The sequence below is a fragment of the Mesorhizobium sp. CO1-1-7 genome (assembly GCF_020164885.1).
GTDB lineage: Bacteria > Pseudomonadota > Alphaproteobacteria > Rhizobiales > Rhizobiaceae > Mesorhizobium > Mesorhizobium australicum.
On record NZ_JAIUHA010000008.1, the window covers coordinates 187527 to 203995 of the forward strand.

The 16469-nt window shown below is 63.6% G+C and carries 17 protein-coding genes; 10 read left to right on the plus strand and 7 right to left on the minus strand.

Going from position 1 to position 16469, the window contains the following annotated elements; translation table 11 throughout:
* Positions 1–7: 7 nt before the first annotated feature.
* Complete coding sequence (locus LB516_RS19145) at positions 8–1003, minus strand: Bug family tripartite tricarboxylate transporter substrate binding protein (protein WP_224526478.1); 996 nt, start codon at positions 1001–1003, stop codon at positions 8–10.
* An 88-nt stretch (positions 1004–1091) separates the two neighbouring features.
* On the opposite strand from LB516_RS19145, the gene LB516_RS19150 reads away from it, so the two are divergent.
* Both LB516_RS19150 and LB516_RS19155 read left to right on the plus strand, forming a co-directional pair.
* A complete protein-coding gene (locus tag LB516_RS19150) occupies positions 1092–1439 on the plus strand; it encodes a hypothetical protein (RefSeq protein WP_224720189.1) in 348 nt (115 codons plus the stop codon).
* Positions 1440–1466: 27 nt separating this feature from the next.
* Entirely contained in the window at positions 1467–2111 is a 645-nt protein-coding gene (locus LB516_RS19155) for a hypothetical protein (protein WP_224720190.1), read from the plus strand.
* Here the strand turns inward: LB516_RS19155 and LB516_RS19160 are convergent.
* Both LB516_RS19160 and LB516_RS19165 read right to left on the minus strand, forming a co-directional pair.
* Complete coding sequence (locus LB516_RS19160) at positions 2098–2877, minus strand: phosphodiesterase (protein ID WP_140712769.1); 780 nt, start codon at positions 2875–2877, stop codon at positions 2098–2100. The genes LB516_RS19155 and LB516_RS19160 overlap by 14 nt on opposite strands.
* A gap of 65 nt (positions 2878–2942) precedes the next feature.
* Positions 2943–3731, minus strand: a complete 789-nt coding sequence (locus tag LB516_RS19165; RefSeq protein ID WP_224720191.1) for a 3-hydroxybutyrate dehydrogenase — start codon at positions 3729–3731, stop codon at positions 2943–2945.
* A gap of 244 nt (positions 3732–3975) precedes the next feature.
* Between LB516_RS19165 and LB516_RS19170 the strand changes: the two genes are divergently transcribed.
* Both LB516_RS19170 and LB516_RS19175 read left to right on the plus strand, forming a co-directional pair.
* Positions 3976–4764, plus strand: a complete 789-nt coding sequence (locus LB516_RS19170) for an acetoacetate decarboxylase (protein WP_224720192.1) — start codon at positions 3976–3978, stop codon at positions 4762–4764.
* On the plus strand, positions 4757–5917 hold the full coding sequence (locus tag LB516_RS19175; protein WP_140616764.1) for a patatin-like phospholipase family protein: 1161 nt from the start codon (positions 4757–4759) through the stop codon (positions 5915–5917). Before LB516_RS19170 ends, LB516_RS19175 begins: the two co-directional genes overlap by 8 nt.
* Before the next feature lie 63 nt (positions 5918–5980).
* On the opposite strand, the gene LB516_RS28905 is transcribed toward LB516_RS19175, so the two are convergent.
* From LB516_RS28905 to LB516_RS19190, 4 genes are all read right to left on the minus strand, one after another.
* A complete protein-coding gene (locus LB516_RS28905) occupies positions 5981–6157 on the minus strand; it encodes a CorA family divalent cation transporter (RefSeq protein ID WP_263492584.1) in 177 nt (58 codons plus the stop codon).
* 13 nt (positions 6158–6170) lie between these two features.
* The gene (locus tag LB516_RS19180; protein ID WP_263492585.1) at positions 6171–7004 is read right to left on the minus strand and encodes a CorA family divalent cation transporter; all 834 of its coding nucleotides are present in this window, start codon (positions 7002–7004) and stop codon (positions 6171–6173) included.
* 89 nt (positions 7005–7093) lie between these two features.
* Positions 7094–8704, minus strand: coding sequence for an inorganic phosphate transporter (locus LB516_RS19185; RefSeq protein WP_140662928.1), 1611 nt, complete (start codon positions 8702–8704; stop codon positions 7094–7096).
* Positions 8705–8809: 105 nt separating this feature from the next.
* On the minus strand, positions 8810–10024 hold the full coding sequence (locus tag LB516_RS19190) for an ROK family transcriptional regulator (RefSeq protein WP_224720193.1): 1215 nt from the start codon (positions 10022–10024) through the stop codon (positions 8810–8812).
* A gap of 216 nt (positions 10025–10240) precedes the next feature.
* Here LB516_RS19190 and LB516_RS19195 point away from each other — a divergent pair, with 216 nt between their 5' ends.
* The 6 genes from LB516_RS19195 (at position 10241) to LB516_RS19220 (ending at position 16417) form a co-directional block, all read left to right on the plus strand.
* On the plus strand, positions 10241–11479 hold the full coding sequence (locus LB516_RS19195; protein ID WP_224720194.1) for an extracellular solute-binding protein: 1239 nt from the start codon (positions 10241–10243) through the stop codon (positions 11477–11479).
* Between the two features lie 187 nt (positions 11480–11666).
* The gene (locus LB516_RS19200; protein ID WP_140720142.1) at positions 11667–12551 is read left to right on the plus strand and encodes a carbohydrate ABC transporter permease; all 885 of its coding nucleotides are present in this window, start codon (positions 11667–11669) and stop codon (positions 12549–12551) included.
* Positions 12551–13396: a carbohydrate ABC transporter permease gene (locus tag LB516_RS19205; RefSeq protein WP_224720195.1), complete on the plus strand. Its 846-nt coding sequence runs from the start codon at positions 12551–12553 to the stop codon at positions 13394–13396. The genes LB516_RS19200 and LB516_RS19205 overlap by 1 nt, the downstream gene beginning before the upstream one ends.
* Positions 13393–14415, plus strand: coding sequence for an SIS domain-containing protein (locus LB516_RS19210; protein WP_041163308.1), 1023 nt, complete (start codon positions 13393–13395; stop codon positions 14413–14415). The genes LB516_RS19205 and LB516_RS19210 overlap by 4 nt, the downstream gene beginning before the upstream one ends.
* Entirely contained in the window at positions 14415–15344 is a 930-nt protein-coding gene (locus LB516_RS19215) for a PfkB family carbohydrate kinase (RefSeq protein ID WP_224720196.1), read from the plus strand. Before LB516_RS19210 ends, LB516_RS19215 begins: the two co-directional genes overlap by 1 nt.
* Positions 15341–16417 carry an ABC transporter ATP-binding protein gene (locus LB516_RS19220; RefSeq protein WP_224720197.1) on the plus strand — a complete coding sequence of 359 codons (1077 nt, stop codon included), beginning with the start codon at positions 15341–15343 and terminating at the stop codon, positions 16415–16417. Before LB516_RS19215 ends, LB516_RS19220 begins: the two co-directional genes overlap by 4 nt.
* The last annotated feature ends 52 nt before the right edge of the window (positions 16418–16469 follow it).

Below are 16469 nucleotides of genomic sequence, written 5' to 3' on the forward strand. Positions count from 1 at the left end.
CGGGAATCTACTTCACCAGATTTCTGGCGGTCTCGAACACATCCGGATCCACCTTCAACTGCTCCGAGACAAGCCGGCTTATGTCTTCGCCGCTGGTGGCGTTGACGGTCATTTCGCTAAGCTTGCCGATGTCGGCCAGGAACGCCTTATCCCTGACCATCTCCATATATCCCTTGCGCAGCGTTTCGACCGTCTCCTTGGGCGTGCCCGGCGGGACAACCAACGGATGATGGAACTGCAAAGCCGTCTCGATCAGCGCGGCCGCTTCCCGGACCTTCGGGTCGTCGATCCTAGCAGTGAACTTCTCCTGGCCTGCAACGATGCCCTGGCCGAAGGTACCAATGAGGTTGAGCGCGTCGCGGTTTTCGGAGATGTTGTAACTGGAGACTCCGCACATTCCGGCGATCTCGCCTCGCTGCATCGCCAGTTCGATATCGGCCGTGCCTTCAAAGCCGGTGACGACCTTGAACTTTGCCTTCAAGCCGTTCTTGACCAGCGCCGCGAAAATATAGGTCACGCTGCTCTTGCCGGTCGCCCCAATCAGGAAATCGGACTGCAGGAACTTGTCCATCGTGTCGATGCCGGAACTCTTGGCCGTCAGGCAATAGGCCGGCTCGTTGACGAGCGAGCCAATCCATTGCAGGGCAAGCGGATCGAAATTGGCGTTCTGGGGATCGAGCACCGGCGCATATGACATGGCTTCGCTGACGGAAGCGATGACGCTGCCGTCGGCCGGCTCGCTGCCCAACACCATCTTGGTGAGCTTCAGGCTGCCGCCCCCGGGCACATTCTGGACGACTATATCCGGATTGCCGGGAAGGAACCGGCCGAAGTGGCGGGCGATCAGCCGCGATGTCTGGTCATAGCCCCCGCCGGGGCCATAGCCGACCTTGATCGTGATTGTCTTGAATTCGACCGCTTGCGCCCGGGCGCCCGTGGCAAAGATAATGCTGGCGGCAACGAAGGGAATGGCGCGCAATGCGCGGAAGATCGCAACCAACATATCAACCCCGTGCAGAACCCGGATGGCGTTTTAGCGCTACGATGTCGCGATTGATAGCGCCCGCGACCAGATCAGGTTGAAATACAGCATGCGTGTACGACAAGCCGGTGGTCGCAAAAATTCTCGCGGCTCCAGGCCGGGGTTGTGGGAAGATGAGCTTCGTCTTATGGGAGCATGCATCCGATTTGGAGCAATGGCGAAGTTTGTAATGAGCTGGAAGCCTGCCAAGGGCCTTGTTGATCTGCTGAACCACAACTGGCCTGTCAGAAAGGCCAAGGCTTTTCGCAACGCCGTGATTGAGCGCGATTTTCGCGGGCGCGGCGTTCCCGAAGGCCTGAAATTCGCCGAGGAGCTGCTGCAAACCGGCTCCCGGCGCTTCTGCTTTGTCATTGCCTTCAACACCCCCTGGGTCATCGATGCGCTCACCCGAGCCTAGCAATTGTACTCCTCGGGGATGACGCTGGTGGTCATCGACAATTCATCCGATCGATCGGCAAGGGTGCGTATCACGGACATCTGCCGGGCGCGAAAAACCGCCTATTTCGGTTTGCCTCGGAACCGGGAAAGCCATCCCAACCGGTCGCACGGGATATCCATGAACTGGATCTTCCACAACATCGTTCGGCCTTTGCGGCCGGAGCTTTTCGGATTTCTGGATCACGACTGCTTTCCGACCGTCCCCGTGGACATCGCCGCGACGATGGAGGGAAAAATCGTCCACGGCTCAAAGCGCCCAGCGCAAGCGGACCCCGAGGCCTGGTTCATGTGGGCTGGGTTCTGCTTCTTCCGCTTCAGCGCCGTGCAAGGACTGGACCTGGACTTCACACCGCGTTTTGTCAGCGGAATGGACACCGGCGGCGGAAACTGGAGCCTGCTGTATCGCGGACTTGGCGAGAACGATGTTTCCGATGCGCAAAAGACGGCAGCCGATCTCGATGTTGACGGGATGGAAGCGGACCATCGGATGCTGGGCGGCGCCTTTTTCCACGTCGGCGGCGCCTCGCACAGAAAATTGGTCATGACCCCACAGTATCGGCGGCTGATCTCCGATTATGTGTGGGAGACCCATCTTGGCGGCGGCGAAAGCCGCCTCGTCAAGGATCCTTGACCGGCTCGGGCCGGCCCGTCTCAAAATCGTGGAAATGGACGACCACTCCATCCGCATCGATGAAGATGACGGCATAGGCGGGCGGCTCGTGGCCCAGCCGCCAGCTGTCCGAAAAATCGAGGGCGCTCTGATGATTGGTGCTGCGCAGCGTGCTGACCGGTATGCCGCGCCAGCTGCCGGCGATCAGCCTGTGGACATGGCCGGCAAAGATGTGGCCGACATTGCCGTGGCGCCGGAGAATGTCATGGAAGGCATCGGCGTCGGCGAGCCTGACCTCGTCGAGCACCGGCATGTGAATGCGGAACGGCGGGTGGTGCATGAAGAGGAAGACCGGCCTGTCGCGCGCTTCGTGCAGCTTCTCGTCCAGCCAGTCGAGACGGGCCGCGCACAGCCTGCCCTCGACATGTCCGCTGTCCAGCGTGTCGAGCAGGATCAGGCGGCCATCGCCGCCATCGAAAACGCTCTGGACAAACCCGCGCTCGGCCGGCGCTTCCGGGAACATTTCGAGAAAAAGCGCCCTGTCGTCGTGGTTGCCGAGCATCAGCCGGCAAGGCGGCACGAACCGCGCCAGCGCCCCTCGCAACGCCGCATAGGCCGCGCGCTCGCCATCATTGCTCAGGTCGCCTGATATCACCACCAGGTCGGCATCGGCATGGTTCCTGCCGATATCCGCCAGGCAGGCTTCCAGCCGCGCGAGCGGATCGGAACCGTAGAGAAGGCCACCCGGCGCCATCAGATGCGGATCGGAGAGCTGGATTATTTTCATTGGCCGCGCACTGCCTTCCTGCCGGCGCCCTGGCGTTGGCCTGAAGGCGGCATGTTTCGACCAATTTACTGTGCCGTCCAGCCGCCATCCATCGGTAACGTCGTGCCGGTGATCTGCCTGGCCGCATCCGAGCACAGGAACAATGCCAGTGCCGCAAGCTCTTCGACAGTAACGAATTCCTTGGTCGGCTGCGCCGCCAGCAGCACGTCGTGCTTGACCTGTTCCTCGGTCATGCCGCGCGCCTTCATCGTGTCGGGGATCTGCTTTTCGACCAGCGGCGTCCAGACATAGCCAGGCGCGATCGCGTTCACGGTGATGCCGTCCTGCGCGACTTCCAGCGCCACCGTCTTGGTCAGGCCTGCTATGCCGTGCTTGGCCGAGACATAGGCCGACTTGAACGGCGAGGCGACCAGCGCGTGCGCGGAAGCCGTGTTGATGATGCGGCCCCATTTGCGTGCCTTCATGCCGGGCACCACCGCCTTGATGGCGTAGAAGGCGGCCAAAAGGTTGATGCGGATGATGGCTTCCCATTTGTCGTCGGGAAACTCCTCGATCGGCGCCACATGCTGGATGCCCGCATTGTTGACCAGTATGTCGAGGCTGCCGAGCGCCTCTTCCGCGTCATGGATCATGGCGGTGACCGCGGCGCCATCCATCATGTTGGCATCGGAATAGCGGCACTTGACGCCGAAATCCTTCTCGATGCCGGCGCGCTCCCGCTCGATGGCGGCAGTATCGCCAAGACCGTTGATGGTAACGTTGGCGCCCTCGGCGGCAAAGGCGCGGGCGATTGCCAGGCCGATACCGCTGGTCGAGCCGGTGACGAGGGCATTCTTCGAAGACAGGGAACCCATGGGAAATCTCGCGCGAGGTGGGAGGGAACATGACGATATAATTGTGCGTCGCAGCATGACAATGGCAGAGCCATGTGTCGATGCGATTACAGCCAGACGACAACGCCTGCTTGTCCTCGCCCGGTTCGGAAACCATGGTCGTTAGGCTGACACGGCACTGTCATGGTGCCGTGCAACATAACCGTTGCGCATTCGCGCGGTCCTTCCTGAATGAATTCGTCCGACAGAACCTTGGGGCACCAGCATGGAAATCGCCGATGTCGTGAAGCGCGCCTATGCGATGCCGCTCACCAATCCCTCATTCCCGCCGGGTCCCTATCGCTTCTTCGACCGCGAATACATCATCATCACCTATCGCACGACACGCGAGGCGCTCGATGCCGTCGTGCCGGCGCCGCTGGAAATCGACGAGCCGCTGGTCAAGTACGAATTCATCCGCATGCCGGACTCCACCGGCTTCGGCGACTACACCGAGACCGGTCAGGTCATTCCCGTGCGCTACAAGGGCCAGCATGGCGGCTACGTCCATTCGATGTATCTCGACGATGACGCGCCGATTGCCGGCGGTCGCGAGCTGTGGGGGTTTCCAAAGAAGCTCGCCAATCCCAAGATCGTCCATGAAGGCGAGGTGATCGTCGGCACGCTGCACTATGGCAGCGTTCTGTGCGCCACCGGCACGATGGGCTACAAGCATCGTGAGGCTGATCATGACCAGGTACTCGCCTCGCTCGCCGCCCCCAATTTCCTCATCAAGATCATTCCCCATGTCGACGGCACGCCGCGCATCTGCGAGCTGGTCCGCTACTACCTCACCGATATCACGCTGAAGGAAGCCTGGACGGCGCCCGCGGCGCTCGATCTGCGGCCCCATGTCATGGCCGACGTGGCGAAGCTGCCCGTGCTCGACATCGTGTCGGCGGTTCACTTCAAGGCCGATCTGACGCTCGGCCTGGGCGAAGTCGTGCATGATTACCTCGCTGACCACAGCCGATCCGCTGCCAGCGCAACCCAGCTGGAGAAAGTCAGTGCTTGATCGTAACCGCAACAAGGCAGCCGCCGCCACCATCGAGGAAATCACGGCGCAGTATGACCGTATCGCGCTGGTCTTTCAGGGCGGCGGCGCGCTCGGCGCCTATCAGGCCGGGGTCTATCAGGCGCTGGCCGATGCCGGCTGCGAGCCGACCTGGCTATCCGGCGTCTCCATCGGCGCCATCAATGCCGCGATCATCGCAGGCAACGAGCCGAGCCGCCGGCTGCAGCGGCTGGAACAGTTCTGGCAGACGATTTCCGGCCGCAAGATCTGGTCCTATACGCCCGAAGGCGACATCTACCGCGATATTCGCAACCAGACCTCATCGTTGATGACGATGACGATGGGCCAGCCCGGCTTCTTCAAGCCGCGCAATCCCAATCCCTGGTTCCAGCTGTCGGGCGCCGAAGGCGCCACCAGCTTCTACGACACCGCCGAATTGAAGGACACACTGGAGAGCCTGATCGACTTCGACGTGCTGAACGACGGCAAGAAGCGGCTGAGCGTCGGCGCGGTCAATGTCAGGACCGGTAACTTCGTCTATTTCGACACCGAGAAGGTGCGTATCGAGCCGGAGCACATCATGGCCAGCGGCGCGCTGCCGCCGGCCTTTCCTTCGATCCGCATCGAGGGCGAGTACTATTGGGATGGTGGCATCGTCTCCAACACGCCGCTGCAATACCTGCTCGACCAGGAAGAGGACCGTTCCTCGCTGGTCTTCCAGGTCGATCTGTTCAGCGCCCGCGGCGTGCTGCCGCGCGGCATGGCCGACGTGCTGTCGCGCCACAAGGACATCATGTATTCGAGCCGCACGCGGCAGAACACCGACAATTTCGAGCGCATCCATGCGCTGAAGATGAAGCTGCTCGATGCGCTGAAGCGCGTGCCGTCGGAGCAGCTAAGGGAAGGCGAGCAGGAGTTGATCGCCGACTATTCCAACGCCGGCGTCGTCAACATCGTCCACCTGATCTACCAGCACAAAGGCTATGAGGGCCACGCCAAGGACTATGAGTTTTCGGGCACCTCGATGCGCGAGCATTGGGAGATGGGCCTCGAGGACACCGAGCGCACGCTGCGTCACAAGAAGTGGCTGATGCTGCCGACCAATGCCGACGGCGTCACCATCCACGACCTGCATCGCGAAGATCCGACCTGAGCGACCCAAGAGCGGTTCTCCGTTTCCTCGGAACGCAGAGCCGCTCTAGCTGTCTATTTTGGCTCAGAACCTAAGATTGGCGCCGGCTCTCAGCAGGAGCCAGTAGAACAGGCCGGTCGCGCCCCCCGCGATCAACAGCGCCAGTTCGAATCCGCCCGGCGTTTGCGTAAGCGGCAGCCCGGCGGTGTTCATGCCGAACATGCCGACAATCAGCGAGCCCGGCAGAAGCAGCGCGCTCATCACAGCCAGCGCCTTAAGGCTGCGGTTGGATTCGTCCGAGCTCGGCGGCGACCTCCTCCTGCAACAGCCGTGCACGGTCGTTGACCATGACGACTTCGCGGTCGAGCCTTTCCAGCCGCGTGGTAAGCCGGCGCAGGATCTCGTGCGCCCCCGCCGACAGCTTCCAGTCCGAGCGGTCCTCGTCCTGGAAAAGTGCCGCCTGCGCCGAGATCGGGCGGTGCAGGGAGACCGCCAGACGGCGAACATCTTTCAGCCGCCGCCTTTCGTCGGCAAGCCGCTCGGTCACCAAATGATCTTCCACTTCGTCGAGCCGCTTGGTGGCGGCAGCGAGCCGCAGGCTGGTGCTGCTGCAGAACGCCAGCACGATCGCCTCGAAAAGTTCGAAGGCGGTGGCGGGCCGCAGCCCCGCGGCCAGCTCCTCGTGCACCTCCTCGACCGCTGCCAGCGAATGGCGGCGGCCGGTCACCAGCAGCCGCTCCGAGACCGCGAAGCGCAATCTCCCGATGGTGGTCGACTGACGCGCGATTTCGCTGTGCAGGTCGGCGGAAATGCCATGGACGACACCATCCTCATGCGCCAGCGCGGGGCTGTCCTCATGGCCTTCGAGGATTGCATGGGCAGAGGCCGGCAAGGCGCAGGCGTGGCTGACCCAGGAATGGGCGCGCTGGTCGACGAGATCGACATGCAGCCAGACCCAGCCTTCACGCATCGCCAGTGCCGCGCCGATATCGCGGGGAGCAAGCGCCACCGGGGTTTTGCCTGGCAAGCGGTGATAAGCCCAGACCAGGCCAGGCGCCGGATGCTGGTCGTCGACGGCAAGCAGGGCCAGATGCGATGCGTCGTTCATGACTGCCGCCCGAAATCGTCGCGAACCTGTCGCCGGAAAACGAGACGGCGCCAATGTGGCGCCGTCGGTAGTGTTGTCGCTTCTGACGCTCAGAACACCTGGCGGAAGAGGATGAACAGCACGAAGGCCAGGGTGATAGAGCAGGGCAGGGTCAGCACCCAGGCGAGCAGCAGGTTGCGCACCGTCGACCATTGCAGGCCCGAGCCGTTGGCAGCCATGGTTCCGGCGACGCCGGACGACAGCACATGGGTCGTCGACACTGGCAGACCCAGGCGGTCGGCCATGCCGATGGTGACCATCGCCACGAGTTCGGCGGCAGCGCCCTGGCCATAGGTCAGGTGGCTCTTGCCGATCTTCTCGCCGACCGTGACGACGATGCGTTTCCAGCCGACCATGGTGCCCAGGCCAAGCGCCAGGGCCACCGCGACCTTCACCCAGATCGGGATGAACTTCGTCGCGTTGTCGACGGCCTTGTGATAGTCGGTGACCGCCTTGAGATCGGCGGCCTCCATCGGCAGCAACTGCTTCTTGTCGATCAGTTTCAGCGCCTCGCCGATCAGATAGATGTCGTTGCGGGCGTTGCTGACCAGATCTGTCGGCACGGTGTCGACCGAAGCGTAAGGCTGCAGCTCGGCCGTTGTGTTGTGGATGTAGCTCTGCAGAGCGACGGTCGTCTTGTCGCTCCAGCTCCGGGTGCGCACGGCATCCTGCACGGCCGCCTTGGCATCCTTCGCATCGGCGACGGTGACACCGGGCTTCACATATTTGCCCAGCGCGGTCTCCACGCTGACCGAGGCCGACTTGTAGGCTTCGAGATAGTTGATGTCGGGCGTGCGGTTGAGCGCGTAGGCCGTCGGCACCACGCCGATCAGGATCAGCATGATAAGGCCCATGCCCTTCTGGCCGTCATTGGAGCCATGCGCAAAGCTGACGCCGGTGCAGGTGAAGATCAGCAGCGCGCGGATCCACCAGGGCGGCGGGGCATTGCCTTTGGGCGCCTCGTAGAGCGCCGGATTGCGGACGAGAAGCTTCATCGCGTAGAGCAGGATCGCCGCGGCGAAGAAGCCGATGATCGGCGACACCAGCAGGGTCACGCCGACATTGGTCGCCTGCGACCAGTCGACGCCGCTGGTGGCGCTGCCGGCAGGTGCCATGAACTGGTTGGCGAGGCCGACGCCGATGATCGAACCGACCATCGTGTGCGAGCTCGACGCCGGCAGGCCGAGGAACCAGGTGCCGAGGTTCCACAGGATGGCGGCCACCAGCAGTGCGAACACCATGGCAAAGCCGGAGGAAGAACCGACCTGCAGGATCAGCTCGACCGGCAGCAGCGACAGGATGCCGAAGGCGACCGCGCCGCTGGAAGTGAGAACCCCGAGGAAATTGAAGGCGCCCGACCACATGACGGCGAACTCCGCCGGCAGCGAGCGTGTGTAGATGACCGTCGCCACCGCATTGGCGGTGTCATGGAACCCGTTGACGAATTCGAAGCCGAGCGCGATCAGCAAGGCGATGCCGAGCAGGATCCACGGCACCGTCTTGGCCACCGCCAGGTCCTGGCTAAGTGCGTAGCCGACATAGACCACGCCGACCAGCACCAGCACACCGAAGACCGGCAGGAACCACTTCGCGCCACCCGAACTATCCAGCGGATGATCCGGCCTTGGAATGCCCGCCTCACTAGAAACTATGTCCACCATGTCCCACTCCTATTGCATTGCAGCAAAGAACTGGAAAAGACGCTATGTCCGGACGATGAACCCTGTGTGACGCCGGGAGAGGCTTGGCCTTACGCGCGGTCGCCTTCAGGCGGGACCGGAGCGTGTCTTCAGGATCGCCGAGAACAGCGGATCGAAGGCGCGGCTGATCGGCGCCGCTGCGGCTCCCAACGCAATCGACCAGGGATCGGTGGTGCCGAGCTGCAGGCGCGGCAAGGTCCGGCCTGGCCGGTCGGCGATCGACGAAAGCAGCGGATGCATGGCCTCGACGAGCCGGCGCGCCAGCGCTTCCGGCGCGCCGCTGGTCAGGATGACTGTCTGCGGGTCGAAGATGGTTTCGATGAGATGCACGCTCCATCGCAGATCATGGGCCGCGCCCTCGATCCAGCGCATGATCTTCACATCACCCGCCGCGGCCAGCGCGCCGATCTTTCCGTAGAGGTCCTCGTCGGCGGGATCGAGGCCAAGATGCTGGTAAAGCGAGGCGAGCGACGCGCGATGTTCGAGCGGTGTCGAGCCGGGACCGGCCGGCGACAGCAAGGCCATGCCGATTTCGCCGGCATTGCCATGGCCGCCGCTGTACAGTTCGCCGTTGAGGATCAGTCCGGCGCCAATGCCATAGCCGACATAAAGACACACTGCGTGGTCGACGCCGTGCGCGGCGCCGACGATGCGCTCGGCCGTCGCACAGGCGGCGGCATCGTTCTGCAGGCCGACATTCAGTCCCGTGCCCTTGGCCAGCATGTCCAGCAGCGGAAATTTCTGCCAGGCCGGCATCATCCATTTATCATCCGAATTTTTCAGGCCGAACGGTCCGGGCATGGCGACACCCAGACCGACGAGGCGTTTTTCCGACTGCGACGAGATACCGGCCAGTTCGCGCCGGACGCCATCGATCAGGCCGAGGATCACCTCGACGCCCCTGGAGGGCTCATCGAAAGGCAGGTTCGCCTCGGCCCGCGCCAGCACGCTGCCCATCAGGTCGACCGCGACCGCCCGCGTCAGGTGACGGTCGATCTGAAGGCCGATGGCGAAAGCGCCTTCAGGCACCAGCCTGTAGGGGGTCGACGGTTGCCCCCTGCCCTTGCGCACCGCATCGAGCGCAACGACCAGGCCGTCGCGTTCCAGGTCCTCGATGATGTTGGAAACCGCCTGCTTGGTAAGCTGCGTCGCTCGCGCCAGATCGGCCCGCGACAGCGCGCCGTTGAGACGCAGCGCCTCGACCATGACACGGCGGTTATGCGCGCTCGTGCCTTCCTGGTTGGTGCCGCTCTTGGCACGAATCGGGCTGATGTCGTCCACCGGCGTTTCCCCTCTTGACACCATTAGAATATTGATCGACTAATTAAGTCAAGCGAGTTGACTTAATGTAACCGAGCACCGCAAAACAAGAAGGCAAAGGCTTCCGCCTGTCGCCACTGGTCAGCCGGCACCATCAGGTCACGCGACATGGATCCGGGAAGACGATGCCAAACATCTGGCAGCGCCGGCCCGTCAACGCTGCAATGGGAGAAGAAAATGCTTAAGACGATCACCAAGACACTGGTCGGCGCGATTTTTGCCGGAGGACTGTTCGTCCCCCACGCTTTCGCCGAGACGACCCTCAACGCGCTTTTCATGGCGCAGGCTGCCTACAGCGAGGCTGACGTGCGTGCGATGACGGATGCCTTCACCAAGGCCAATCCGGACGTCAAGGTCAATCTCGAATTCGTCCCCTATGAGGGCCTGCACGACAAGACCGTGCTCGCCCAAGGGTCGGGCGGAGGCTATGACGTCGTCCTCTTCGACGTCATCTGGCCGGCCGAATACGCCACCAACAAGGTGCTGGTCGATGTGTCTTCCAAGATCACCGACGACATGAAAAAGGGCGTGTTGCCCGGCGCCTGGACCACGGTGCAGTATGACGGCAAGTCCTATGGCATGCCGTGGATCCTCGACACCAAATACCTGTTTTACAACAAGGATATCCTGGAAAAGGCCGGCATCAAGGCCCCGCCGAAGACCTGGGAGGAGCTCGGCGCACAGGCCAAGATCATCCAGGACAAGGGCCTGCTGAAGACGCCGATCGCGTGGAGCTGGTCGCAGGCGGAAGCGGCCATCTGCGACTACACCACGCTGGTCAGCGCCTATGGCGGCGACTTCCTCAAGGACGGCAAGCCGGACTTCCAGAATGGCGGCGGCCTGCTGGCCCTGAAATACATGGTCGACAGCTACAAGTCGGGTCTCACCAATCCCAATTCCAAGGAATTCCTCGAAGAGGACGTGCGCAAGGTTTTCGAAAACGGCGATGCCGCCTTCGCGCTGAACTGGACCTACATGTATAACATGGCCAACGACCCGAAGGACTCGAAGGTGGCCGGCAAGGTCGGCGTCGTGCCGGCGCCGGGCGTTGCCGGCACCAGCGAAGTGTCGGCCGTCAACGGTTCGATGGGTCTCGGCGTCACCGCGGTCTCGAAGCATCCGGACGAAGCCTGGAAGTACATCACCTTCATGACCTCGCAGGCGACGCAGAACCAGTACGCCAAGCTCTCGCTGCCGATCTGGGCCTCGTCCTATGACGACCCTACGGTCACCAAGGGCCAGGAAGAACTGATCGCCGCCGCCAAGCTCGGCCTGGCCGCCATGTATCCGCGTCCGACCACGCCGAAATACCAGGAGCTGTCGACCGCGCTGCAGCAGGCAATCCAGGAATCGCTGCTTGGTACGTCTTCTCCGGAAGACGCTCTGAAGACCGCCGCGCAGAACAGCGGCCTCTGAGACAAGCCAGTCGTTCGATACGGGCGGCACTACAGCGTTGCGTCCCTTATGACGCGTAAAAAACGCTGTAGCACTTTCTATCTTGCGCATGATCCTTTCCGGAAATCGGCCTCCGATTTCCGGGGTCATGCACGAGTGCCGCCCGTGCTATGTCCAGATCACAGATGAGAGAAGAGAGGCTGCTCTGATGTCGAGCACCTGGATGACGACCCGCGCATGGCTCTTGATGCTGCCTTTGCTCGTGGTCATGGTCGCCGTCATCGGCTGGCCGCTGGTCGATACGGTCGGGCTCTCCTTCACCGATGCCAAGCTGGTCGGCACGGCTGGCAATTTTGTCGGCTTCGACAATTATTCCAACATGCTGTCGAGCACCAACTTCTCGCGCACACTGATCACCACGACCCTGTTCGCGATTATTTCGGTTGCCGCCGAAATGGTGATCGGCGTCCTCGCCGCCCTGCTGCTCAACCAGGACTTTCGCGGCCGCGCAATCCTGCGCGCCCTGATGATCCTGCCCTGGGCATTGCCCACGGTGGTCAACGCCACGCTGTGGCGGCTGATCTACAATCCCGAATATGGCGCGCTGAATGCCGCCTTGACGCAGTTGCACCTCATCGACGCCTATCGGTCCTGGCTCGGCGAGCCGGGAACGGCGCTGGCTGCCCTCATCGTTGCGGACTGCTGGAAGAACTTTCCGCTGGTGGCGCTGATCGCGCTCGCCGCCCTCCAAGCGGTGCCGCGTGACATCACCGCCGCCTCGCTGGTTGATGGAGCAGGACCGTTCAACCGTTTCCGCTTCGTCATCCTGCCCTATCTTGCCGGCCCGCTGATGGTGGCGCTGGTGCTGCGCACCATCGAGGCCTTCAAGGTCTTCGATATCATTTGGGTGATGACACGCGGCGGTCCGGCAAACACCACGCGAACACTCTCGATCCTCGTCTACCAGGAAGCGTTCTCCTTCCAGCGCGCCGGTTCGGGCGCGTCGCTGGCGCTGATCGTCACCTTGCTCGTCACGCTGCTCGCCGTCGCCTACGCCGCCCTGGTGCGAAAGACCGCCGGGAGCGCCGCCTGATGGAGCGCAAGAGCCTCGCCTTCACCGTCTTCATTTATGGCTGCGCGCTGCTGCTTGCCGCCATCATCCTGGCGCCTATCGCCTGGCTGTTCATCATGAGCATTTCGCCGGCCGCCGATCTTGCGGCCAAGCCGCTGCGCTGGTGGCCGCAGGCAGCCGACTTCTCCCGCTACCGGCAATTGCTGTCGACGGCCGAAAACAGCGCCGGCGCCGCCTTCACCTCGTCGCTGCGCAACAGTCTTGAGATCGCCGCCATGGCGACGCTGGCGGCACTCGCCTTGGCCATCCCCGCCGGCTGGGCGGTTTCGCGCACACCGTCGATCGGCTGGTCGCTGTCGATGGTCATCGCCACCTACATGCTGCCGCCGGTGGCGCTCGCCGTGCCGCTCTATATGGGCCTGTCGCATCTTGGCCTGCTCAACAATGTCTTCGGCCTGGCGCTTGTGTATCTCACCATACTGGCGCCCTTCACCACCTGGCTGATGAAATCCGGCTTCGATTCCATCCCGCGCGAGATCGAGGCCGCGGCGATGATCGACGGCGCCGGCCTGTTCCAGACATTGCGCATCATCACCTTGCCGCTGGCCGCGCCCGTGATGGCGACATCGGCACTATTCGCCGTGCTGCTGGCCTGGGACGAATTCTTCTACGCGCTGCTGTTTACCTCCGACCAGCGCGCCAAGACGCTCACCGTCGCCATCGCCGATTTGGCCGGCGGCCGTGTTTCCGACTACGGATTGATTGCCACGGCTGGCGTGCTGGCCGCCTTGCCGCCGGTGCTGATCGGCCTCCTCATGCAGCGGGCGCTGATCTCGGGCCTGACCAGCGGCGGTGTGAAAGGATGAACATGACTGCAGATAAAGAACGGCCGGCCGGACTGACCGCCATCGACCGCGAAATGGCGCGCCAGCACGCCGATGCGCGTGCTTCGTTCGAGAACAACGCTGCCATGGCGGCAGACGTCGCCGCTTCGATCAGGAAGAGCGGCCGCCTGCTTCTGCTTGGCATGGGCGGCTCGCACGCGGTCGGCCGTGCCGTCGAGCCGCTCTATCGTGCACTCGGCATCGATGCGCTGGCGCTGCCACTGTCCGAGCAGCTCGGCCAACCATTGCCGCTGGCGGACCGGACGGTGCTTGTGACTTCGCAATCCGGCGAGAGCGCCGAAGTCGTCAGATGGTTTGCGCAGGCCGGCGGCAGCTCGGACGTTTTCGGCCTGACGCTCGAAGGCGGTTCATTTCTCGCCCGCACCGCGCCTTGCCTGGTCGGCGCCGGCGGCACGGAGCTGGCTTTCGCCGCAACCCGCAGCCTGACCGTGACCCTGGCCCTGCACCTGGCCATCCTGGCGGCTTTGGGGGAGGATCCGGCCCCTGCCCTTGCCATGCTCGAAGCTCCGCAGGATTGCGATATCGCCCAAGCACTCGCCGCGATTGGCAAGGTGGATACGATCGTCACCTCCGGCCGCCGCCTGCAGGGCGTGGCCGAAGCCCTGGCGCTTGGCTTGACCGAACTGTCGCGGCTGCCCTGCTTTTCGCTCGAAGGCGGCCAGTTGCGGCACGGGCCGATGGAGATGCTTGGCCCGCAGATCGGTGTTGTCCTGTTTCGCGGCGCCGACCCGACTTCGGAGCTGGTGACCGCGATGGCACTTTCGGTGGTCGAAACCGGCGCGCCGCTGGTCATCTTTGACGCGTCCGGACAAGCGCCGGTCGCCGGGGCCGTCACGCTCACGTTCAAACCAGCCGCGGGGATGGCCGCTATCCTCGCAATGCTGCCGGTGGCACAGCGCCTGATGATCGCCTTCGCGGACGGTCGCGTCGACAATGCGGGCACGCCGGTGCGCACCACCAAGATCACCAGGAGCGAGTGATGCGCCCGCTCGCGGTGATCGGCAACGTCAATGTCGACCTGATCGTCGGCCCGGTCGCGCCATGGCCGAAGGCGGGAACCGAGACCGTCGTCGACCATGACGAATTGCGCGTCGGCGGCCAGGCCGGCAACACCGGGCTCGCCTGGCAAGCGCTGGGCGTCGACTTTGCGATTGCCGCCAATGTCGGTGACGACCAGTTCGGCCGCTGGCTTGGTGAGGCTTTTGGCGTCCGCGCCGCGAAATGGGCTATCCGGCCCGAAGGCACGACATTGTCGGTCGGGATGACCCACCCCGATGGCGAACGGACCTTCTTCACCACACGCGGGCACTTGCCACGCTTCGGCCTCGCCGATGTCTTGTCGGTTCTCGACGGCCCCGTACTCTCCGGTGGCTACGCCCTGCTCTGCGGCTCCTTCCTGACGGAAGACCTCACGCGCGACTACAATGCTTTTTTCGACTGGGCCGACAGCCACGGCGTTGCCGTGGCACTCGATACAGGCTGGCCGATCGATGGCTGGACCGCGGCCAATTGCGCCGCGACGAGGACATGGCTGTCGCGCTGCGCGCTGGCGCTGTTCAACGAGGTTGAGACGGTGACCCTGGCGGGGTTGCCAAGTCCGGCGGAAGCGGCGCGTGAAATCCGATCCAGCATGAGGCAAGGCGCGACCTTCGTCGTCAAGCGCGGGCCACGAGGCGCCATCGCCATCGGCCCGGACGGCACTCTCGTCGAAGCCGCCGCGCCCGACGTCAGGGTGGTCGACACGATCGGTGCCGGCGACGTCTTCAATGCCGCCTTCCTGGCCGCATTGGCACAGGAACGGCCGCTGTCCGCTTGCCTCCGCGCCGCTACGCACGTCGCCTCGCGCGCCATTTCCACCTTGCCCCGCAACTATGGCGGGCCGATGCAGTTTGAGGGGTCCCATGCATGAGCGCGCTTGAAATCCATGGCATCCGCAAGAGCTACGGCAGCGTCGAGACGCTGAAAGGCATCGACATCGCGCTGCAGAGCGGTGAATTCCTGGTGCTGCTCGGCTCGTCGGGCTGCGGAAAATCGACGCTGCTCAACATCATCGCCGGCCTTGCCGAAGCGACCAGCGGCGACGTCCTGATCGGTGGCCGCTCGATCCTTGGCGTGCACCCCAAGAACCGCGACATCGCCATGGTCTTCCAGTCTTACGCGCTCTATCCGAACCTGACCGTGCGCCGCAACATCGGCTTCGGACTGGAGATGCGCGGCGTCGCGGCCGACGAGCGCGACAGGGCGGTGAACGAAGCGGCAAGGCTGCTGCAGATCGAGGCTCTGCTCGACCGCAAGCCGAGTCAGCTTTCCGGCGGCCAGCGCCAGCGCGTCGCCATCGGCCGGGCCCTGGTGCGCAAGCCACAGGTCTTCCTGTTCGACGAGCCGCTGTCCAATCTCGACGCCAAACTGCGCCTGGAAATGCGCACGGAATTGAAGCGCCTGCACCAAATGCTGCGGACGACCGTCGTCTACGTCACCCATGACCAGATCGAGGCGATGACGCTGGCCAGCCGCATCGCCGTCATGCGCGACGGCCGGATCGAGCAGCTCGGCACCCCCGAGGAGATCTACAACGACCCGGCGACACTCTACGTCGCCGGCTTTGTCGGCGCGCCGTCGATGAACATGCTGCAGGCCACCGTCACCGACGGCAAGCTGGCCATTGCCGGATCCGATGTATGGATCCCCGTGCCGGCACGCTATGCGAATGCGGCACGTGAGGGTGCACAAATGGTCGTCGGCATCAGGCCGGAAGCGCTGCGTGCGGCGACCGGAGCCGCCGCGGAGCTGTCACTGCCCGTCGAGATCGAGGTCGTCGAACTGACCGGCCCCGAGCTGGTCACCACGGCGCGGATCGGCACGCAACGGCTGACGGCCAGCTTGCCGCCGCGCGTCCAATTCGCCAAGGGCGAACAGCGCAACCTCGCCTTCGACGAGGCCGCGCTTCGCTTGTTCGATCCTTCGACGGGCAAGGCCCTGTAAGCGCCGTCGATTGAACGATCGCGGCAGCGTCGTCCTCCTCGCGCGCAGGCAA